Consider the following 21133-nt stretch of genomic DNA (forward strand, 5'->3'; position numbering starts at 1 on the left):
TTACGGGCAGTTAGTCTCCCACCTAACTTCTTTGCTCGAGCCAAATTTTGAGGTGGGAGTTTTACTGCCCGTTAACGCGGGATAAAACGATTGTTAACAGGTTTTTTAGTTTAAATTTGTCACATAGAAAGGAAGCAATATGGAGGAACTACAACAAAATAAATCTGCTTTAGAGGGAAGCGGAAAACCGTTATTAAAAAATACGAATTTCCTTTTTCTTTGGGCAGCTACACTCTTTTCAAGTTTTGCTTTAGCCTTTTTTACTTTTTCACAAACGTGGTACATAGCAAAAACATTAAACCTTGAGGCTTCACTCGGTGTTGTTTTCGTAGCTCTTAGTGTTCCAAGGCTTATTTTTATGATTATCGGCGGCGCTGTAGCTGATAAATTCCCGAAAAAAAACATTATGTTTTACTCTAATATTATTCGTGCTATTCTTGTCGCGACCATTCTTACATGGTTCATCGTAGGTGATGTAACACTATATACATTTGCTTTATTCGCTTTATTCTTTGGACTTGCTGATGCTTTTTTCTGGTCAGCTGATGGATCTATCTTGCCTGAACTTGTAGAAAAAAGCCGTTTAACACAAGCAAACTCACTTACACAAATGACAAACCAAGCATCGGTTATCTTAGGCCCTGTACTTGGCGGAATTCTTATCAAATTTACGAACTATGAAACGATCTTTTCAATCACGATTTTATTGCTGATCGTCGCAGCCATACTCGTTCAAAAAATACAATTTACGATGCCAGAGCAGGAAAATACAGACAAAGGCATGTTCACTTCTATTAAAGAAGGAATCTTATATGTAAAGGAATCACCATTCCTTTCAACTTTCCTTCTTTGTAGCGCCTTTTTAAACTTATTTTTAATTGGTCCGATGCAAGTCGGTTTCCCGCTTTTCGTTAAAAATGTTCTGCACGGTGATTCGCTTCAGTTTAGTTACTTAGAAGCGTCTGTAGGAGGCGGAATGGCAATAGGCGCCGTCATTGTCGGTTTAAAAAATATTAATCGTAGACGTGGTCTATTTTGCATTATCATGATGCTACTGTCTGGTGTATTCTTCTTATCCATTAACTTTAGCACCGTACTTTGGCAAGCATTATTAGCTGGCATGTTTTACGGTATTACAATCGCAATGGCTATCGTTCCGCTTATGGCGATGATTCAATCGACAGTAAAAGAAGAAATGATGGGACGCGTAATGAGTCTACTTATGCTATCATCAATGGGCTTTATCCCGCTTTCTTATGCATTCACATCAATCGCACTTGCAATAGGAATTCCAATCGTAACCGTTATGAAAAGCGGTGCAATCGCCGTTATCGTCTTCGTACTATTTGTAGCGATTCGTGTTCCAGTTGTAAGAAAGTTTGATTAACTACTTGGAGTCATGTGTTATACGCATGGCTCCTTTTTAAACGGATCAAATAACGGTATCCCCTTACTTCTTCTCACAGCTGCTCCCCATTCTAATCCAACCTCTAAAAATAAATCCCGCACTGTACTATATAAAAGCGCCTTCACATTTTTACGGATTTCCCCGTATTTATACGCTCTTACAACACTCTTTACTCGCCAAATAAAGTTTCCATACACTTCTTCATCGGCTAATATTTGCTCCAGTAACACACCTTGTTCTAGTAACCCGCTCTTTTTATACGCAAGTTCCACCTTACTCCAAAATATATTAATCTTCTTCGGATTACGCGTCATCGGCACAAGCGCGTATATAAAAGGCTTCGGTATATCATGGCGGCAATACGTCTCATCAAGCTCGTACGTTTCTTTTCTATTCTCTTTTATTTGTGGAATGTTTTTAGAAAGAATTGTTTCCCCCTCATATTTTTGCTCATTTTTACTACAGCCAGCTGCACGATCATCACTTTCACATGCGGACATTTTCATACGGTCATCCATGCGGTCAATTGCAGATGTAAGAAATACATATAAGTTCGCACTATATCCACCGCGCCTATGTCTTTCTTTTGTTGCAACACGCTTTATAATGCCTAGTTCCTCTAACTTTGCAATCGAGCGGCGTACTGTACGAATACTCTTTCCAACATTCGTCGCAATTGTCTCCATTAATGGACAAGCAACTCCCACTGTTTTCTGTTTCTCATTCACCGCATACTTTCCTAAAAAATGAATGATGGTAGCATCCGTCTTATTTAATTGGTATCGATAGTACTTCAAAACTTGTTTTTGATATGTATTAAACTCTTCTTTACTTCGAAATTCACTGTATGGTTTCATTAAGTTATATAAGCTTCCCATTTTCATCACCTCATTTATAGGTAAGAGTCAGGAAGAAAAATTGGCGTGATATTTTAAATTTTTTTGGAGGTGACAATATGATCGTAATAAGTGCTTGTTTAGGTGGTATCGCTTGTCGGTATGATGGAAATGACAATCTCGTTTCAAAGATAGAGGATTTGCTGCAACAAGAAGATACGGTCCTCATTTGTCCTGAAGTATTAGGAGGATTACCAACGCCTCGTCCTTCAGCTGAAATTATTGGCGGGAATGGCGATGATGTTTTAGATGGAAAAGCGAAAGTGATGACAAAAGACGGTGAAGATGTTACAGAAGCTTTCGTGAGCGGTGCTTATAAAGCTCTAGAACAAATTAAGAATTTACATCCAGAATATATTATTTTAAAGGAACGCAGTCCATCTTGTGGTAGTTCTAGGATTTACACTGGAGAATTTAACGGAAATAAACAAACTGGTTACGGGGTAACCACTGCTTTATTCAAAAGACATGGATTGAAAGTCATTTCGGAAGAGGATTTTGATAAAGAAAAAAGGAATTGACCCTATTCGTCAATTCCTTTTTTCTTTCTTATTTTGCACCTAGCTTTTCTTTCACTTTCGCAGGAAGCTCATCTTTCTTTACTTCTTCCCAAGCTGATACACCTTTTTTATCTGAGTGATATACACGTAAGAATGCATCTTTACGTAAGTTTTTTTGTGCAGTAAATTCTAATTCTTTTTCTTTTCCGTCTTTATCAAAACCAGTTAGTTTATATTCGTAATCTTTATAAGGCTGACCATTATCAGCTTTACCATTATACTCTTTTCCATCTACTGTAATTTGAACGTAATACTCGTCTTTACCCATACGATTTAAATCACAGCCAACTAATAAGCTTGCAAATACAACTAAAATACTAAAAAGTGCAATATATCTTTTCATTTCCTTCACCTCATGTGTTTTTCTTATATTGTTATCTTAAAGCCTAAACTTTAAAGAAGAAATTCAAAAACATGACATGAACATTACACTTTTGTAAGATAATAATTATTTCTTTACTTTAGAAACCGTCATTCCGTCACCAATTGGAATGAGTACAGATTCTAAATTTGGATGCGTTGCTACTACTTCTTTATAAAAAGCCTTAAGCGAAATGAATTAATCATCCCCCTTAAGGCTTTTTATCCTCTATCTCTTTACTGCCAATTTTTTATGTACCTATTACCGCCAATAACGTCTTTCACGCCAGTTTCGCCACTTATCACGGATTTTATCACGTAATCTCCTTATACCGTTTATTACACCTTCTATTATGCATTCTATTATAATATCTATCACAAGGTATCTTATAACTCTAAAAATAGAACCTATAACGTACTTCAATATAAATTCAAAAATATCTTCCAGCATATATCCCCCTCTTTCTACCCTTCCATTATAACTCTGGAAAACAGAGAACTTGAAGCTCAAATAAATGATAAAGAAATTAGAAGGCAATAGATGAAAAAGGATTTCTAAGTGATGAGTTGAATATATATTTATTGTTCTCTAACTTTTGAGCGAAAGTTTTTTTACATACGTTTCATTCTGTCCTAATTTAAAGTTTTCGAGAGGTGAAATAATATGAACCCTATTTTATTAGATGTTCCGTTACAAATAGAAACAGACAGACTCATTCTTCGAGCACCACTTCAAGCTGGTGAAGGGAATATAGTACAACAAGCTATTAAAGATTCCATTAATGAGTTAAAGCAATGGTTGCTTTTATTCCAGTCAATTCCTACTGTTGAAGAAACGGAAATTCTCCTAAGAAATGCGCATATAGATTTTTTGAAAAGAGAAAGCTTTCGCTATCTTATCTACCATAAAGAGACAAATGATTTTATTGGAACTGCTAGCCTTCACAGAATTGATTGGAAGGTTTCTAAATGTGAAATTGGATACTGGATTAACACGCAATTTAGTGGAAATGGATATATGACAGAAGTAGTAAATGCGTTAATAAACCTTGGATTTGAGTCATTCAAATTTAGAAGGATTGAAATACGATGTGAACGTAATAATATGAAAAGTCGTGCAATCCCTGAAAAACTAGGCTTTGAACTTGAAGGGATATTACGTAATGAAGATCTTACCGCTGACGGCAAACAACTAACTGATACTTGCATCTATGCAAAGATAAATTAGAGTTTAACATTTGTTATGCAACATATCTTAAAGTCAGTTTCTAAATTGGGAAGGCGACGTTTTTGATTTTTTACGGCAAAAGAAAAGACCTCCTTAACGATTTTATTCAATCGCTAAAAAGGTCTTTCTCTATTTCTGCTAAAAACTTAGCACTCTTCAGGCTTACCAGCATTCGTCGCTGTACGGAAAGACGATCCACATCCGCATGATGCGATTGCGTTTGGATTGTCGATTGTGAATCCGCCGCCAAGCATAGATTGTTTATAATCAATTTTTACTCCTTTAACAATTGGAGCACTTTCTGTATCGATAACAAATTCAACACCGAAAAATTCAAGAACTGTGTCGTCTTCTTTTGGTTCTACTTCAAATCCTAAGCCGTAAGAAAGGCCAGTACATCCGCCGCCATGTACAGCAAGGCGCACGTACTTCTCTCCATCTTCAGCATCTTTTAACATATCTTTAATTTGAAAAGCTGCTTGTTCTGTTACTTCAATCATGAAATACACATCCTTTCTGTTCTCATTCTATTATACATCTTTACGCTTCTATCTTGTACTCATACACTCCGCGGCAAATTACTTCCGCTGGTCCTTTCATTAACACATTGCCTTCTTCTGTCCATGCAATCATTAAATCGCCACCAGCTAAATGAACTGTAATTTCCTTACCACGTTCCATCTTTCCATTTAAAATAGAGGCTACAACCGCAGCACACGCCCCTGTTCCGCAAGCTTGTGTTACACCAGATCCTCGTTCCCAAACGCGGAAGTTCATTTCTTCCTCATTCAAAATCTCGATGAATTCAACATTTACTCGCTCTGGGAACATTTCATGTGTCTCAAGGACTGGCCCAAGTGTTGTAAGAGGTGCTTGTTCTACATCATTCACAAAAATAACCGCATGCGGATTCCCCATTGAAACAGCTGTAAATGCATAACGATGATTATTGTATAAGAAGTTTTCACGAATAAATGGTGTTTCACCTTCACCAAGCATCGGTATTTCTTCACGCGTTAAACGCGGTGCTCCCATATCGATTTTCGCTAACGTAACTTTCCCTTCTTCTACCGTTACTTCCGCCGTTACAATGCCAGCTAACGTTTCAATTGTAAAAACTGTTTCTTCTACTAGTTTATGCTCATACGCATATTTCGCTACGCAGCGTAAACCGTTACCGCAGCTCTTTCCTTCTGATCCATCATTATTAAACATGCGCATTTTCACCGGAGCTACGTCAGATGGACAAATTAAAATCATTCCATCTGCTCCAATACCAGTATTAATATTTGAAACCTTTTCCGCCACAAGAGCTAAATCTTCTTCAGGAATTTGTTCTTCAAACATATTTACATATATATAACTATTGCCAAGACCATGCATTTTTGTAAAAGAAAATTGGCTCATTTGTATTCACTCCAAAAATAGTTTGTTATTTTAAGTATAAAATGCACGCTTTTAGAACACAATATGAATGTCCCCCGTTTCTCATATTTGACAACATTTGGCGATGAGCCTTTCTTGCACAAATTGTGTAAGAAAAAAGCCCTTTTAAAAGGGCCTTTTTTTATTTATATTCAGTATTATCCTCCCCTGCGAAACAAAATTTTATCTAATAGAAAAAGGTGCTGCCGATTGCAACACCTTAAAACATTGGATTTTCATCCAAATAATCATATACATTATTGACTAGTTCTTCTACTGTAGCACCTTGTACGACTTCGCCATTTACAAGTGCAAATGGCCCCTCAAAACAAATGCCACAATATCCTAAACAACCATACTCCATTACATCTAAATTCGGATCTTTTTCTAATTTCTCTAAAGCTGCTTGTGAACCACTCGCAAGATTACCTACACAAAATTCAATTAATGGTTTAATCAAAATTCTCCCCCCTGTACTACAAAACAAATTACCTTCTGACTATCTATAAGAAGAAAACTAAGCTGTCTCTTGTTGTTTTCGTTATACATCCTAAACTATTTAGTTACTTCACTATTTCACTTCAAAGTAGATGGCTTTATTTTATATAACATGCTACTTGCAATGAAATAGTAACTAAAAAGGCAAAACAGTTTACTTTACTTTTCTTCTTATTGTACAACAGAGTATTCATTCATGCATTGTTATTTGTTCACAAATTCGATATAATTTGATTGAGTAAAGTCAAAATATTTTATTAATATAAAATTGTGTGATTAGGGGATATTTCAACAGAAAAGGGGTAATCCATCATGAAACACCTCGTAATACTAGGTGGCGGCTACGGTGGAATGAGAATTCTGCAGCGGCTACTTCCAAACAACCAACTTCCAGATGATGTACAAGTGACATTAATCGACAAAGTACCATATCATTGCTTCAAAACTGAATATTATGCATTAGTTGCGGGTACTATTTCAGAAACGCATATTCGTATACCGTTTCCCGAGCATCCACGCCTCAATATTCAATACGGCACAATAACAAATATTGATCTCGAAGAAAAAGCTGTTCATCTCGATGGCGGCGAAGCGATTCAATATGATGATTTAATTATCGGACTTGGCTGTGAAGATAAATACCATAACGTTCCTGGAGCGAAGGAATATACACATAGCCTACAATCGATTGAACAAACTCGTAAGACATATGAACAATTAAATAGTCTAGAACCAAACGCAACAGTAGCTGTCGTTGGTGCTGGATTAAGTGGCGTTGAAGTTGCAAGTGAACTTCGCGAAAGCCGTTCTGATTTAAAAATTCACTTATTTGATCGAAAAGATAGGATTCTATTCCCATATCCAGAGAAATTAAGTAGATACGTAGAAGAATGGTTCGTAAAACATAAAGTTACTATTATAAGAAACTCTAACATTACAAAAGTAGAACCAAATATTGTGTACAACCACGATGAACCACTTGAATGTGATGCAATCGTCTGGACAGCTGGTATTCAAGCAAATGAAGTTGTTCGAAACCTTCCAGTTGAACAAGATGGTAGCGGACGGGTTGTTTTAACAAAATATCACAATATTCCGAATAACGAGCACGTGTATGTTGTAGGAGATTGCGCAGCACTTCCACACGCACCATCTGCCCAACTTGCTGAAGGTCAAGGAGAACAAATTGTCCAAATATTATTAAAACGTTGGAATAATGAACCACTTCCTGACGAACTACCTGTAATTAAATTAAAAGGTGTTCTCGGCTCTCTTGGGAAGAAGCACGGCTTCGGTTTACTAGCAAACCAACCATTAATGGGACGTGTACCGAGATTATTAAAATCCGGTCTTCTTTGGATGTACAAGTATCATAAAGGTTAATACTTTACAGGCTGTCTACTAAGCAGGCAGCCTCTTTTATTCGTTAACATATAATTATCAGACACATCTTTCTCAATATGAATAATGATTTATTTTTCATTTTCATATTAAAAACTATCAATAAACAGTGTATGCTATTTATAAGTTGTTTTATTTCCTTTAAGACCGAAGTCATTCGGTCTTATTTTTTGTGTTGTAAATACTTTTACAGGAGGCATTCCATTTCACTTATGAACTTAACGAAACTAAACGATCGAATAGAAGCAAAGAAGAAAGAGCTGATCTATCTCGTTGAACAATACGGATTCACTCATGATAAAGTAATTTCTTTCAGCCAAGAATTAGATCGTTTACTTAACTTATTAATAGAACTCAAGACGAAGAAAAAACGTTGCTCTTTATAACCGTTATCTTCTCTTTTTTGATACGATATAACTAGAATCAGAAAGGAGCCATCTATGTTTATATTAAAAGACGTTACATATAAAGATATACTACACATTCCTTATTTACAGATTCAAAAAGAAAAAATCACATGTATTATCGGTGAGAGCGGGAGCGGAAAAAGCACATTGCTCCGCATGCTAAATGATTTGCAATCTCCAACATCCGGTACAATTGAATATAACGGAAAGTTAATTTCCGACTATCCTCCTATTCAATTACGACGTGATGTAATCATGCTTGGGCAAACGCCACCTATTTTTGATGGAACGATTAAAGACAATCTATTAATGGGACTTCGTCTTTCTGAAAAACCATTTCCAAATGATAATGCACTGCGTAGCGCATTAACGACTGTTAGCTTAGAAAAAAATTTAGAAGACAATGCCGATTCATTATCAGGCGGGGAAAAACAACGACTTGCTTTTGCACGTATCGTACTTATGGATCCACCTGTCTATTTATTAGATGAACCAACATCGGCGCTAGATAGTGATACAGAACGCCGCGTTATGAAAAAATTTACTATACTAGCAAAAGAAAAGAAAAAAACAGTTATCTTCATCACACACTCACAACAACTTCCAGAAGAAATTGCAGACGACATTATTGAGATTAGTAAAGCAAACGGTGCAACTAGAAAGGAAGTGCTCTCAGTTGAAGGGCGTTATTGAACTCCAAATTTGGCAACTTGCCGCTGCATATATTTTTATTCTTATATTAATTGGACTTGTAAAATTAAAAGGAATACCGCGTGAGAAACAAATTGCACTCGCAACATTCCGTATGACGATTCAGCTCGTACTTGTTGCATATGTCCTTACATACGTATTTGAAAATAGTAATCCATTTTATACAATTGCTCTTATTACTTCTATTACTACCTTTGCCATTTTTAATATTTATAAACGAGTCAACATCCCGATGTCAAAAGACTTAAAACGAGTAGCCGCTCTTTCCATGGTTGCCGGATCGATTGGGCCACTTCTACTATTTATCTTTGTTATTATCGGTCACGACCCTTGGTATGCGCCGCAATACATCGTTCCGATTACAGGAATGTTAGTTGGGAACGCAATGACAGGCGTTTCTCTAGGTGCCAATACGTTCTTAAACAACATGAAATCGCAAAGAGGTCAAATTGAAGGTGCCCTTATGCTCGGAGCAACACCGAAAGAAGCCGTTGCTCCGCTCATCCGTGACGCTTTTGACTCTGCTATTTTACCAACGATCAACTCTATGGTCGGAATGGGAATTATAAGCTTACCAGGCATGATGACAGGACAAATCTTATCTGGTGTATCACCATTTACAGCTATTCAATATCAAATTGCTATCATACTTGGTATTTCAGGAAGCACAGCCTTTGCTGTTATTATCTTCTTACAGCTTGGATATAAAACATTCTTTAATAAGCGGTGTCAGTTGAAAGAGATTGACTATAGTGCGCGATAAATTGTCCACTGTTCATGATAAATGAAATTATATCGACGATTTTTCGAATATATCTATCGTAACTCAAATTATATCAACGATTTTTGAAATATATCGGCGATTCGACAAGGAATATCGACTTACCGACAAAAAATGACAATAAAAAAAAGAGAAGGCTACTCGCCTCCTCTTTTTTTTATTATTTACGCCTTCTTAACGAATTGTGATTTTAACTTCATAGCTCCGAAACCGTCGATTTTGCAATCAATATCGTGATCGCCATCAACTAGACGGATACTCTTTACTTTCGTACCGATCTTCACAACTGAAGAAGTTCCTTTTACTTTTAAATCTTTAATAACAGTAACAGCATCGCCGTCTTGAAGAACGTTTCCGTTCGCATCTTTTACAACTTTTGCACCATCATTATTTTCAGCTTCTGCTTCTTGGCCCCACTCATGAGCACATTCTGGACATACGAAAAGAACGCCATCCTCATACGTATATTCTGAATTACATTTTGGACAATTTGGTAAAGTAGCCATAAATTCATTTCCTCCGTTCATTATTTATACGTAAAAATCAAAATTGATGTTTACATCTCGATAAATAAAATTTGTACAGCATTTCTTTATAGTGCCATAGTCTTACGTTATTGACAAGCCTACCTGGAATTCTCATTTTTTATTGTATTTTACAAAATTTCAATTCGCATGGTGTTTCCAATAAAAAAAGAAGAACCTTCACAAGATTCTTTTTTTCAAAATGAATGAGTTCTCACTAGAACCCCCAACCATTTTCCTCAATATAAAATTGATACTCTTCTAACTCTTCTTCACTTAACTTTTTATTATTCTCATATACTTCTTGCCATTCAAAATAGTCTTCACTAAAATAAACAGCAAATTTTATTTTCACGTTTTTCTTCTCTGTATAATCATAACCAGTAAATTCTACTACATCATAATCTTTTTCTTTCTTTACAAGCTTCCACGTTGGATTATCCGTCATAATCTCTAAAGTAACACCTTCACCACTTGAACGAACAATATTTTTAATGTTCGGCTCAGTTGGTAAAAGGGAAAGTCCAAACATAGCTCCGCCAAATACTATCGTCACTATAACTTGTAAACCAATCATGCCAGCAAAACTAGCGCCACCCTTTGATTGTAAATAATATGCCTTCTCATGATCAGGCATATTTTCTCCCTTATGTAAAATACGGACAGCGTGCTTATAATATAAACGGTTTCCTTGCCATCCAGTAAATATCATCATTCCTAATTGAAAAACTAAACCAATTGATAAAAAAATCCCATCGGGAATGTCTATAAAAGGCGGTATAAGTATACTAGGAACCGAGAATAACATAAGTATAATAAACAACTTATACATTTTACGATAAGCTAACCATAAAGGTGGGAAGAAAAAGGCTACCCAATTCCACGTATTTCTTTGCGCTGGATTTTCTACTTTCCCCCACTTAAAGTCATAATACGCCGTATTCTTTTGAACAACTGTATGTAACTGTTGCGGAGAAATTGATTCTTGTAAAACAGTTTCCTTCACGTACATCATCCTTTTCTTATTTCTACATACGTGTATTTTATAGAAATAAAAAGAAGGATTCTAACAAAAAGTACATATATTTCATAAAAATGAACAGAAATCGAATATATTCCGACAATTACCCGTTTATTATTCCATTTTACTTTTAAATATATTAAAATACTTATGAATGATACGTTTAATACACTAAGTTAATCATTTTGTATATTTGATAATAAAATGTTTCACATGAAACTATCTATATTTTGTACTACCTTGCCTCTACACAGTACATGTAAATCCATTTCTTCAAAATACGAAAGACGCCCTTTTCAAAAAGGCGTCTTTTTACAGTTGAAAATTTACTAATATAAAAAATGCATTATTTAATAAATGAATCCCCCATGGGACGAGTAAGTTATTTGTTTTCTTATACGTATAAGCTAAACATATACCGCCACCAAAAATATATAAAACACTACCTACCGTAAGGGGATGACCTAAAGTAAATATAGAAGCACTTATAACGGCACTACTAAGTATAGAGAAGCGCTGAGATAATTTCATAAAAAACATACCTCGGAATACAAGCTCTTCCCAAATCGGTGCAAAAATCGTGAGTACAACTACGTATAAAATGATTTCACTTTTAGTAGGCTCTATTACTATATTAGATTCATCCACACCAAGCCCATGTGGTAAAACTAAATTTAATACCGCAAGATATATAAGCAGTACGATCATCGTCATTACTATCGTTACATAATGCTTAAAATTATTGAACTGTATTGATTTTACTAACTGCACACAATAATTTCTTGCTGGTGAGTATATTAAAATAATAGTAAGAAATGTTAAAGGCGGAATAAGATGATCTACATACCATGGATATAAGGAAGAGTCATATATAATGTTTAAAAAACCAATTCCATGCATGACCCCAAAAATAATTATTATCATACTAATTACTTCGCGCATACTTATTACTACATTCTTTTCTTCATAAGTAGCTAATTCTGTATTCACCCTATCCCCTCCAGTATAATTAAACCTTTTAAACCATTATATACCAATTACACCACAAAAACAGACGATACAATCTAATGTATCGTCTGTTTTTTCCTACCATTTCTCTCTACATGTTTCAATTAAATGCAGTAAGTACTTCCTCGTCATATCTGCTCTTCTCCATCTTGAGAGCATTCGCTTTTCTTTTGGATTCTGCCGTATCCTCGCTACTTCTTTTAATAAAATCTCCCATTCTTCCCCTGAACGTTCTAACAAGTATTGCAATCCACTATCTTTTGAAACGATTGTTTTATGATCTAGTGTATATAAAATACGGCCCATCGTAACGACAGCTGATTCTACCCACTCTTCTACGAAAAATAAATATGGCTGCTTCGCTTTTTCACTCCAGTACTGTTCTACGTTGTATTTCATCGTATTGACTACATCATCCCACCTTATTTGAAACGGAAGATCTTCCGCTTCTTTCCCGGTAACTGTAATACCTTGATTTTTCAATGTCCACCATGTGACCGCATTAATATCCCAATGACCTATATTCGCTTTACCATCTGCACAATACGCGTACTCATTCATTTCATCATTGTATTTCCCTAAATCAGTAAGCGGAATATACATACCATCCATTCTTTTCCCTAACGTACTACCACTAAGTTTCTTATGAAGTTTTACAAGTTGCTGTTTTTCAGCTTCATTCACAGAATCACTTATTACTGTAACAAAATCAACATCGCTCGTTTCTGCATGAAATGCACCGAGTGCGATGGAGCCGTAAATATATACCCCGACTATTTTTTCATCCAAAAAAATTTCTTTTAATTCTACGGTGTACTGCTCCATTAACTGTTGTACTTCTGTTGGTAAAGCATGTTTCACTCCATTTTCCACATCTATCCCTCCAATAAAAAAGAGCCTTTGCAAATTCGCAAAGGCTTCCTGCTTTATAAATATTTCTCGATTTCTTCGTAAACATCCTTCAAACGAGGATTTCCTTCTCCAACAATTTCTCCATTTACAAGAACGACCGGATAAAATAGATCTTCCTCCACTACGCGCTCTGCGAATGCTTTTTTATCCTCATCTTCTTGTTTTTCTTGAAAATCAATATACTCGAAATTAAATTTATTTTCTTGTCCTTCATATTTACGACCAATTGCCGCTTGTAGCCACTCAAACGTTTCTGTTGAAGATGGCATTCCAACGCAGCTCGCACAAATTACTTTCGTCCCATACACTTGAACATTAACCATTTCTTCTCCCCCGCCTCTTGTTTCAACAGCATATTAAGATGTCTTATTACATAAGCACATCATTTTACAAACTTATTCCCTACCCCTATACTGAAAAAACACAATAAAATATTTCGACAATAAAACAAGAAGAGAAAAAATAGATTTTCCCCTCTATCTTGATTATAATAAAACTGATGAAAGGAGTCGATAAAAATGGAAAACCCACATATGGAAGAACAAGTATTAGAAGTATTAGATAAATTACGTCCATTCTTACTTCGCGATGGCGGAGACGTTGAATTAGTAGACATTGAAGAAGGTATCGTAAAATTACGCCTTATGGGTGCATGCGGAAGCTGCCCAAGTTCTACAATCACACTAAAAGCTGGTATCGAACGCGCATTACTAGAAGAAGTACCAGGCGTTATTGAAGTAGAACAAGTATTTTAATTAAAAGCGGAAGCGGCTCGTTCAGAATCGCTTCCTAGAAAGAGACCCATTTGGGTCTCTTTTTTTATTCAAATAACACTTCTCCTTTAACATCATAAAACAAAATTGGAAATCCTTCTCAAAAAATGAGATAATTAATACTATAGAATCGTTCACACATATACAGAAAAAAACATAGGGGGACGACACATGCCAAGAATGGGAAACACTTTTTTAACAATTCAAGAACTAGAAAAGAAAAAAGAGTATTTATTAGATCTTTCATCCGTTATACCAACGTGGAATGCGAGCTACCAATTTTTATTTAAAGAAATCCAGCAAGAATTATTGAGTAAAGTAAATGAAAAAATCGAACAACATCAATTCATTTTAAATATATGTGCAGATCAACAGGTAGGGGCATAATGTATTACATACAATTGTAGTATAAAAAAAGAGACCTCAATCGGTCTCTTTTTTATTTTAAGATAGCCAATCTAATTTTTTAATCCCTAACTTATCAACTGGTAAACGAAGTGAGCCATAAAAGTGCTTCATAAATTGCTCAGAGCGGTTCACATCGTGTAAAATGGCTTCTAAGCGATCTCTATATATGCTTTTTTGTTCTTCGTTTCCCGTTTGGTAATATCGTTCGACTGTTTCAAAGTAGTGAAGTGGGAACAGGAGCCTTGCAAATAATAAGCGCCAACCAAATGAGGATAGCGAATAATTTCGTTCATAGTCTGTAACAAATTGAACGATTGTTTGCTCCCAGTCTTTCTTTTTTTCTATCATCATATAGCGAATTAATTCTGCCATATCTCGAGTTGGGTGATCATACACCCAATCGAAAGGAAGTTTGAGGCGCTTCGTTTGATGCCATAATAAAGGTGTAAATCGTTCTTGGCAAATTGTTGCTGCATCAGTTACTTGCGGCGTATCATCCATCTCTGTATCGACAACATACTGAATTGCATTTTCTGCAACTCCTAAGTAATACGGGAAGGATTCAATAAACAATTGATCGAATACGTCTGTAGGGTGGTTCATCACTTGTGATTGCCAAAACTTTTCTAATTGGTCGAGCCTTTTTTCCCATAACGCTTTCCATTCGCCTATGCGGCTTAATTGCTCGATTTCTTCTGGAAAGAATGCACCTCGTTTATGGAATATAGAAAGCTCACTTCCTAATGATGTAGCATGTCGTTCTAACGCACGCATACCTTTTAATAAGCAGTAATTTTGTTCTTCTATCTCACATACATAGTAGCCGTGTATAGTCGGAACGAAAGTCGCTACAGTTATATCCCCTTGCTGGTTCATATAGTCACTGAGCTTTTTCATCTCTACAAGTACTTCTTCCTCCATTTCTCCAATTGGAACAAGTACATAAATTTTGTTGCGAATCCAAAAGCTTTTATAGGGGCCAAGGGGGATTAATTCTTTAACATGCATGTGATAATGCTCATAAATATGATGAATCATCGCAGTCGCCACCTATGGTTTTTCTTTATATATATGAGCTTGTGCTCGCCTTTCATTCCTATGCACATGATAAAGCAACGAAACGTATACAAATACTAAAAAGAAAAAAAGGTGATAAACATGAAAGAATCAAATCAACTACAAGAAAGAGCATTACAACTATTACAAGAGCGCGGTGTAACAATTGACGATATTGCTGAGCTTGTTCATTTTCTTCAAAAAAAATATCACCCAAATTTAGAGATGTCAGAATGCCGTTATAACGTTGAGCGTGTATTATCAAAACGTGAAGTACAAAACGCACTGATTACTGGTATCGAACTCGATGTTCTTGCTGAAAAAGGAATGTTAAGTGAGCCGTTACAAGATATCGTAAAACGTGATGAAGGCTTATACGGAATTGATGAAGTAATCGCACTTTCTATCGTTAATGTGTACGGCTCTATCGGTTTCACGAACTTTGGATATATCGATAAATTAAAACCTGGTATTTTAGAATTCTTAAATGATAAATCATCTGGAAAGGTGCACACATTCCTTGATGATATCGTTGGCGGAATCGCTGCCGCTGCTTCAAGCCGCTTAGCGCATAGAGCTGAGCATTCGGAGTAATAAAACATGAAAGACCGTCAGTTTCATACTGACGGTCTTTCGTATTCCATGAGCATAAATTCTCTTCCCCGGCTCAAAAAAATAGAACCTTGCTGAAAACCTATATTTTCATATAGCGTAATCGCTCTTGTATTAAATGTCGCTACGCTAAGTCGAAACGTTTTCGGCTTATATTCTTTCGCAGCAAAAGCTATCCCAGCTTGAAAAAACATTTTCCCCAGCCCTTTCCCTGTTAACGCTGGCTTCATGCCAAGTCCGATATCAATTACATCTTCTCCACCATATAAATGAGCATCTCTTCCCCCTGGTACTTGTGCATTTTCCCCAAAACAAAAATAGCCGACAAACTCTCCCTTATCGTCACAACAACCGTAATACGTCCCATCTAATAATTCTTCTATTACTTCTTCCTCTCCTGAAAAACTATATAAATTATAAGGTTCTTCGTACGTCCACGTATTTACCTCGTTTGCTTCTGCTACCGTTAATTTATGTATATCCATCCTTCTCTCTCCTTATCAAATATTCCATATATACTCATTCATTTTTCGTACCTCATTTCCCTCTAATTGGAATATGCATAATTGCATACGCACGCCCATGAAACAAATGGTACAATTTTATTTGAATCGCTGTTGCTACACTTCTTGATCAAAGAAAAGGCGTTAAAACGGATATTAGCGCCTTATCAAACTCAAGCAATTGGCACATTTTGTCATCGTTAAAGACACTCAAAAGAGTGTCTTTTTTTTATACCTCACGAGGACTTACTCATTTCAACATATAAACACATAAAATATTGTAACTCTTTACATGCATGAATCCTTTCCTCAAAGTTTTGAAGCAGATTCAAAATAAAAAAGCACTCTTGGCTAGAGTGCTTTTTACTTTCAAATAAGGAGGTTCCATAGTATGGATAGTACTCTCGTATTTAACTTCGGCATTGGTATTGTTATCATTTTATTTGTTTTCTTTGTTCTTTGTATGAGCGGGGTATAGCAATCTTTTATGCTGATAACTCCTTTAAAGTATCACTTAATTTAAACTTTCTTAATTGTAATGAAGCAATCAATGCTGCCCCTGCTCCAAGTATCACGCTAGCTAGAGCTAGTATGGCAACTTGATTATATGGAATAATAATAACTGTTAACTCTAAGCTTGATAACACGATATAGCTAAACAAAATCCCACCAAAAATCCCTATACAACCCGCTATTGCTCCAAGTAAAGTTCCCTCTAATAAAACGATCCGTCTCATCTGCTTCGGAATAGCTCCTACCGCACGAATCATACTAATTTCAGCACGTCTTTCATGCAAGCTTGCGACAATCGCATTCATTAATCCTATACCAGAAATAATGAAAACAATTACAACTAACAATCGAATTAACATCATCATTTGCGATAATAGCTGCTCTTGTTCTTTCAATAAATCATAACTGTTTATAACTTCTACATTCTCTTTATTATTTGTAATTTCTTTTACTTGCTTCTTAATCGCTTCAAACGATTGATTAGAATTTGTCATAATTTGAATTGCTTCATATCCTTGTACGTGAAACTTATCGCGAGCCCATTGTTCATTTACGAAAATATCCAAACTCCTTAACCTTAATCCTTGCTCAATAATCGAAACGACTTTAATTGTTTGTTTTTCTTTCCCTTTTCCTTGTACGTCAACCGTATCATGCAACTGAAGCCCTAAATTTTTAGCCACTTCTTTCGTAATAACTCCCTCACCATCTTGTAATGGCTTATTTAAAGCTTGTCCTGCAATTACTTTCGCCTTTGTTACTTTCTGGTACGCTACAATATCGTTTCCTACAACTTCCATTGAATCATAGGTCAAATTGTTTTTTTTCATAAATTCATACCATTCTTGATTCGCTTTTTTAAAGTCATAATTCACAAGCTTTGCGGTAAAGTCAGTAGCATTGCCAACACTCGATTCCACACCATCAATTTTTCTAACCTTCTCCATCCAACTAAACGGTAATGTTTCTATTCCTTGCGACTCTACTGGAATTCTTACTACTAAGTCCGCTGGTAAATGTTTTTGTAACCCTTTTTTCATACCTTCATACATAGAATTTACATACATCGTTCCAACAAGTGCTAACATAAAACCAAATGCTAATATAGCAACCGACACGGCTGCCTTGTTTCGATAACGAATTACATTCCGGCTACTAATCGTCGTTTCAATTCTTAATATCATTTGAAACGGTTTTGCAATCACTGGTGCTATTACGCGAATAAATAACGGAATCGCCAATAACAAACCAACTGCAAATAACAGCGCTCCTATCGCACTTGGATTAAAACCGATATACTGCTCTAATACGCTACCCGTGAGTCCAATAGCGGTACCAATGATTAAAATGCTAAGACTAAAAGCACTCCATCTTTTTTCTTTTTTTTCATTACTAGGAAGACCAGGACGAAGTGCTTGAACTGGTGGAATCTTTCTAACCATGAAAGCTGGTATAATGGCCCCTATGATAGACATAACAATCCCTAGTAAAAAAGTAATGAGTAAAATCTCACCTGAGATCGAGAATGATGCTTTCCCTGCGCCCTCAATATTCACCCATTTATTAATGAATGATGCAGCAATTGTTTGCGTACCTGCTCCAAGAATAACTCCTGCTAGCGATCCGATTGCTCCAATGCATAAAGCCTCTAATAAAACGACTACTATAATTTGATTTGGGTTACTACCGAGCGCACGTAATAATGCCCACTGCTTAAATCGACTTCTAACAGATAAGAAGAAACTTCCCATTATTAAAAGAGCTACAACAAATAAAGCAATACCACCTAAACTAAAAATTAAAGGCTTCATTACATTTAGTCGTTCAAACGCCTTATCAACATAAGTACGTTGATCCACCTTTATATTTTCTATCTTCTTATTTACATCAAGAGCAATTGCTCTTTTCACATTTACATCGGCTGTTTTCACTTGAACGAGGTTGAATTGATTTGGTAGATTTAATTCTTTTTGAAGCCAATGGATTGGAAAATAAGCCCCGTGCCCCATTGCTGCCATTAGCGGTGGATTTAAAATGCCGACGACTTTCACAGTCTTTTCTCCATGTTGCGGGAATGGCAACTGAATCGTATTTCCTACCCGTATATTTTCACGATCTGTATATCCTTTTGTCAGTGCTACTTCAGCCCCTTCTTTCGGATATCGACCTTCTAATATTTTATAAGAATTCATTTCTGGAGAATCTTGCTCCACACCCCAATAGGACGGTTTTCCCGATAACTCTTTATAATTTGGAAAAGGATATGGTATAAGTACTTTTGATATTTTTTCAGCATTTTCTAAGCCATCTATTTCTTTTAAACTTTCATTATTTAAATACATATCATTTTTTATATAACCAAATTGTAAATTATAATCTCCATACCGGCTTACTACTTGTTCCTTCACGCTTTTCTCTACTGATTGATTGCCTAGTAATAACATCGTCGCTAACATAACACCTAAAGCTGCACCGAGGGCAATCAACATATTTCGCAACCAATTTTGTCTCATCGATTTTACTGCATACTTAATTACCCATCGCATCACCTTTACCCCCTACTTTAAAGTGACGATTCATAATCTCTTGAATGTGAGTAACTTGTTGCGGGATATTTCGAAACTTCCATCCTTTACTTTCAGCATGTTCATGAATCACTTCACCATCTAATAAGAAAACAACTTTATCCGCATGGGCCGCTACGAACGGGTCGTGCGTTACAATGACAGCTGTTTGCCCTAATTCATCACACGCATTGCGAAGTGCCGCAATTATGTTTTTGCTATTTTCCGAATCTAGTGCCCCTGTTGGTTCATCTGCTAATATAATAGCCGGCTCATTTGCAAAAGCTCTTGCAATCGCAACCCTTTGCTGTTGCCCACCTGATAACTGTGCTGGTAAATGTTTTTCTTTTCCCTTCAATCCGACAAGTTCTAATAATCGCTTTGCTGTCACCGTTGCCTTCTTTTGCGACACATTATCTAACAGTAAAGGTAATCCTACATTCTCCTCCGCACTAAACACTGGAATCAAATTAAACTGCTGAAAAATAAAACCGATTTTATGCCTTCTAAATAAAGCGAGCTCTTTTTCTTTTAATGTTGAAATCTCTGTACCATCAACTCGAATACTACCTACTGACGGAATATCTAATCCACCTAATAACTGCAATAAAGTCGTTTTCCCTGAACCACTTGCCCCCATAATACAAACAAAATCTCCTTTTTGAATTTGAAGATTAATGCCTTTTAATATCTTTACTTTACTATCCCCAATATCAAACGATTTTTCTAACCTTTCAATTTCAATAATATTCATCCCAATATCCCCTTCTCTCTCTATTTACCAATCTATATATTCTATTCAGAATGCAAAATCCCTACTTTTTTGTATTTTTTTGTCACATACTAACATGTATCCCATATTAGCTAATTACATTTTCACTTTATTTCTCACGTCAGAAAAGTTGACTCTCACAACAGAAGTAACCATAATAGTTACATAAATAAAAAACTATTCACACATCCACAAATAGGAGGAAGAATAATGAAACATGTAATCGTTTATGCACACCCAAATACAGAAAGCTTCAACCATGCAATTTTAGAAACAGTAAAAAGTGAATTAGAAGAAAAAGGTCATGAAGTACGCGTTCGCGATCTATACGAATTAAACTTCAATCCAGTATTAGGCGCTTCCGATTTCATCTCATTTTCTCAAGGAAACACACCAGAAGATATTAAAGATGAGCAAGCGCATATCTCTTGGGCTGATAGCATTACATTCATTTATCCAGTTTGGTGGGCGGGACTTCCTGCTATTTTAAAAGGATACGTTGATCGTGTATTTAGTCACGGCTTCGCTTATGCTTACGGTGAAAATGGTATCGAGAAGTTGTTAAGCGGTAAAAAAGGCTTATTATTATCTACAATGGGAAATACGAAAGAGGCATACACAGCAGGCGGTATGTTTGAAGCAATGAAGAAAACAGCAGATGTTGGTATTTTTGAATTTACAGGCATTGAAACAATTGAGCATACATTCTATACGAGTGTCCCTTCTGTGGATGATAATGTGCGTAAGCAATATCTTGAAGAAGTTAAAGATGTTGTGAATCGTGCATTCTAA

General features: G+C 35.9%; 26 protein-coding genes and 1 pseudogene. 11 read left to right on the forward strand and 16 right to left on the reverse strand.

Going from position 1 to position 21133, the window contains the following annotated elements:
* The first annotated feature begins 139 nt into the window (after positions 1–139).
* The gene (locus MHB74_RS24425; RefSeq protein ID WP_061679570.1) at positions 140–1387 is read left to right on the forward strand and encodes an MFS transporter; all 1248 of its coding nucleotides are present in this window, start codon (positions 140–142) and stop codon (positions 1385–1387) included.
* Between the two features lie 17 nt (positions 1388–1404).
* On the opposite strand, the gene MHB74_RS24430 is transcribed toward MHB74_RS24425, so the two are convergent.
* The gene (locus MHB74_RS24430; protein WP_061679571.1) at positions 1405–2286 is read right to left on the reverse strand and encodes a helix-turn-helix domain-containing protein; all 882 of its coding nucleotides are present in this window, start codon (positions 2284–2286) and stop codon (positions 1405–1407) included.
* A 77-nt stretch (positions 2287–2363) separates the two neighbouring features.
* On the opposite strand from MHB74_RS24430, the gene MHB74_RS24435 reads away from it, so the two are divergent.
* Positions 2364–2825 carry a DUF523 domain-containing protein gene (locus MHB74_RS24435; protein ID WP_061679572.1) on the forward strand — a complete coding sequence of 154 codons (462 nt, stop codon included), beginning with the start codon at positions 2364–2366 and terminating at the stop codon, positions 2823–2825.
* Between the two features lie 28 nt (positions 2826–2853).
* Here the strand turns inward: MHB74_RS24435 and MHB74_RS24440 are convergent, their stop codons facing one another.
* The 3 genes and pseudogenes from MHB74_RS24440 to MHB74_RS24450 all read right to left on the reverse strand — a co-directional run bounded on the left by MHB74_RS24440 (position 2854) and on the right by MHB74_RS24450 (position 3675).
* A complete protein-coding gene (locus MHB74_RS24440) occupies positions 2854–3207 on the reverse strand; it encodes a YxeA family protein (protein ID WP_061679573.1) in 354 nt (117 codons plus the stop codon).
* Positions 3208–3312: 105 nt separating this feature from the next.
* Positions 3313–3402, reverse strand: a pseudogene (locus MHB74_RS24445) (O-methyltransferase); the annotation flags it as partial.
* 84 nt (positions 3403–3486) lie between these two features.
* Positions 3487–3675, reverse strand: a complete 189-nt coding sequence (locus MHB74_RS24450) for a hypothetical protein (RefSeq protein ID WP_061679574.1) — start codon at positions 3673–3675, stop codon at positions 3487–3489.
* Between the two features lie 213 nt (positions 3676–3888).
* Between MHB74_RS24450 and MHB74_RS24455 the strand changes: the two genes are divergently transcribed.
* On the forward strand, positions 3889–4452 hold the full coding sequence (locus tag MHB74_RS24455; protein WP_061679575.1) for a GNAT family N-acetyltransferase: 564 nt from the start codon (positions 3889–3891) through the stop codon (positions 4450–4452).
* 146 nt (positions 4453–4598) lie between these two features.
* Here the strand turns inward: MHB74_RS24455 and MHB74_RS24460 are convergent, their stop codons facing one another.
* From MHB74_RS24460 to MHB74_RS24470, 3 genes are all read right to left on the reverse strand, one after another.
* Positions 4599–4952 (reverse strand): HesB/IscA family protein, encoded by a 354-nt coding sequence (locus MHB74_RS24460; RefSeq protein ID WP_000573830.1) that lies wholly within the window; start codon positions 4950–4952, stop codon positions 4599–4601.
* Positions 4953–4992: 40 nt separating this feature from the next.
* A complete protein-coding gene (dapF, locus tag MHB74_RS24465; protein ID WP_061679576.1) occupies positions 4993–5859 on the reverse strand; it encodes a diaminopimelate epimerase in 867 nt (288 codons plus the stop codon).
* A gap of 238 nt (positions 5860–6097) precedes the next feature.
* Positions 6098–6337, reverse strand: coding sequence for a YuzB family protein (locus tag MHB74_RS24470; RefSeq protein ID WP_000595025.1), 240 nt, complete (start codon positions 6335–6337; stop codon positions 6098–6100).
* A 350-nt stretch (positions 6338–6687) separates the two neighbouring features.
* On the opposite strand from MHB74_RS24470, the gene MHB74_RS24475 reads away from it, so the two are divergent.
* From MHB74_RS24475 to MHB74_RS24490, 4 genes are all read left to right on the forward strand, one after another.
* A complete protein-coding gene (locus tag MHB74_RS24475; protein WP_061679577.1) occupies positions 6688–7758 on the forward strand; it encodes an NAD(P)/FAD-dependent oxidoreductase in 1071 nt (356 codons plus the stop codon).
* A gap of 230 nt (positions 7759–7988) precedes the next feature.
* On the forward strand, positions 7989–8162 hold the full coding sequence (locus MHB74_RS24480) for an aspartyl-phosphate phosphatase Spo0E family protein (protein WP_061679578.1): 174 nt from the start codon (positions 7989–7991) through the stop codon (positions 8160–8162).
* 54 nt (positions 8163–8216) lie between these two features.
* Complete coding sequence (locus tag MHB74_RS24485) at positions 8217–8876, forward strand: ABC transporter ATP-binding protein (protein ID WP_061679579.1); 660 nt, start codon at positions 8217–8219, stop codon at positions 8874–8876.
* Positions 8860–9657, forward strand: coding sequence for an ABC transporter permease (locus tag MHB74_RS24490; protein WP_061679580.1), 798 nt, complete (start codon positions 8860–8862; stop codon positions 9655–9657). The genes MHB74_RS24485 and MHB74_RS24490 overlap by 17 nt, the downstream gene beginning before the upstream one ends.
* A gap of 182 nt (positions 9658–9839) precedes the next feature.
* On the opposite strand, the gene phnA is transcribed toward MHB74_RS24490, so the two are convergent.
* From phnA to MHB74_RS24515, 5 genes are all read right to left on the reverse strand, one after another.
* Entirely contained in the window at positions 9840–10181 is a 342-nt protein-coding gene (gene phnA, locus MHB74_RS24495) for an alkylphosphonate utilization operon protein PhnA (protein WP_000212737.1), read from the reverse strand.
* Between the two features lie 235 nt (positions 10182–10416).
* Positions 10417–11211: a DUF2628 domain-containing protein gene (locus tag MHB74_RS24500; RefSeq protein ID WP_061679581.1), complete on the reverse strand. Its 795-nt coding sequence runs from the start codon at positions 11209–11211 to the stop codon at positions 10417–10419.
* A 321-nt stretch (positions 11212–11532) separates the two neighbouring features.
* Positions 11533–12210: a CPBP family intramembrane glutamic endopeptidase gene (locus MHB74_RS24505; RefSeq protein WP_061679582.1), complete on the reverse strand. Its 678-nt coding sequence runs from the start codon at positions 12208–12210 to the stop codon at positions 11533–11535.
* A 96-nt stretch (positions 12211–12306) separates the two neighbouring features.
* Complete coding sequence (locus MHB74_RS24510; protein WP_061679583.1) at positions 12307–13101, reverse strand: nucleotidyltransferase domain-containing protein; 795 nt, start codon at positions 13099–13101, stop codon at positions 12307–12309.
* A gap of 53 nt (positions 13102–13154) precedes the next feature.
* The gene (locus MHB74_RS24515; RefSeq protein ID WP_061679584.1) at positions 13155–13463 is read right to left on the reverse strand and encodes a YuzD family protein; all 309 of its coding nucleotides are present in this window, start codon (positions 13461–13463) and stop codon (positions 13155–13157) included.
* Positions 13464–13658: 195 nt separating this feature from the next.
* On the opposite strand from MHB74_RS24515, the gene MHB74_RS24520 reads away from it, so the two are divergent.
* Positions 13659–13895, forward strand: coding sequence for a NifU family protein (locus MHB74_RS24520; RefSeq protein ID WP_000431158.1), 237 nt, complete (start codon positions 13659–13661; stop codon positions 13893–13895).
* 189 nt (positions 13896–14084) lie between these two features.
* A complete protein-coding gene (locus tag MHB74_RS24525; protein ID WP_001137787.1) occupies positions 14085–14300 on the forward strand; it encodes a hypothetical protein in 216 nt (71 codons plus the stop codon).
* Between the two features lie 57 nt (positions 14301–14357).
* On the opposite strand, the gene yutH is transcribed toward MHB74_RS24525, so the two are convergent.
* Positions 14358–15359: a spore coat putative kinase YutH gene (gene yutH / locus MHB74_RS24530; RefSeq protein ID WP_061679585.1), complete on the reverse strand. Its 1002-nt coding sequence runs from the start codon at positions 15357–15359 to the stop codon at positions 14358–14360.
* Between the two features lie 120 nt (positions 15360–15479).
* Here yutH and MHB74_RS24535 point away from each other — a divergent pair, with 120 nt between their 5' ends.
* The gene (locus tag MHB74_RS24535; RefSeq protein ID WP_000665100.1) at positions 15480–15971 is read left to right on the forward strand and encodes a phosphatidylglycerophosphatase A family protein; all 492 of its coding nucleotides are present in this window, start codon (positions 15480–15482) and stop codon (positions 15969–15971) included.
* Between the two features lie 23 nt (positions 15972–15994).
* Here MHB74_RS24535 and MHB74_RS24540 read toward each other — a convergent pair whose 3' ends face one another.
* From MHB74_RS24540 to MHB74_RS24550, 3 genes are all read right to left on the reverse strand, one after another.
* Positions 15995–16474 (reverse strand): GNAT family N-acetyltransferase, encoded by a 480-nt coding sequence (locus MHB74_RS24540; protein WP_061679586.1) that lies wholly within the window; start codon positions 16472–16474, stop codon positions 15995–15997.
* 503 nt (positions 16475–16977) lie between these two features.
* Positions 16978–19551, reverse strand: coding sequence for an FtsX-like permease family protein (locus MHB74_RS24545; protein WP_061679587.1), 2574 nt, complete (start codon positions 19549–19551; stop codon positions 16978–16980).
* A complete protein-coding gene (locus MHB74_RS24550; RefSeq protein ID WP_061679588.1) occupies positions 19535–20323 on the reverse strand; it encodes an ABC transporter ATP-binding protein in 789 nt (262 codons plus the stop codon). Before MHB74_RS24550 ends, MHB74_RS24545 begins: the two co-directional genes overlap by 17 nt.
* Before the next feature lie 228 nt (positions 20324–20551).
* Between MHB74_RS24550 and MHB74_RS24555 the strand changes: the two genes are divergently transcribed.
* A complete protein-coding gene (locus MHB74_RS24555) occupies positions 20552–21133 on the forward strand; it encodes an NAD(P)H-dependent oxidoreductase (protein ID WP_061679589.1) in 582 nt (193 codons plus the stop codon).

The organism is Bacillus sp. FSL K6-0069, from assembly GCF_038007785.1.
Classification (GTDB): domain Bacteria; phylum Bacillota; class Bacilli; order Bacillales; family Bacillaceae_G; genus Bacillus_A; species Bacillus_A mobilis.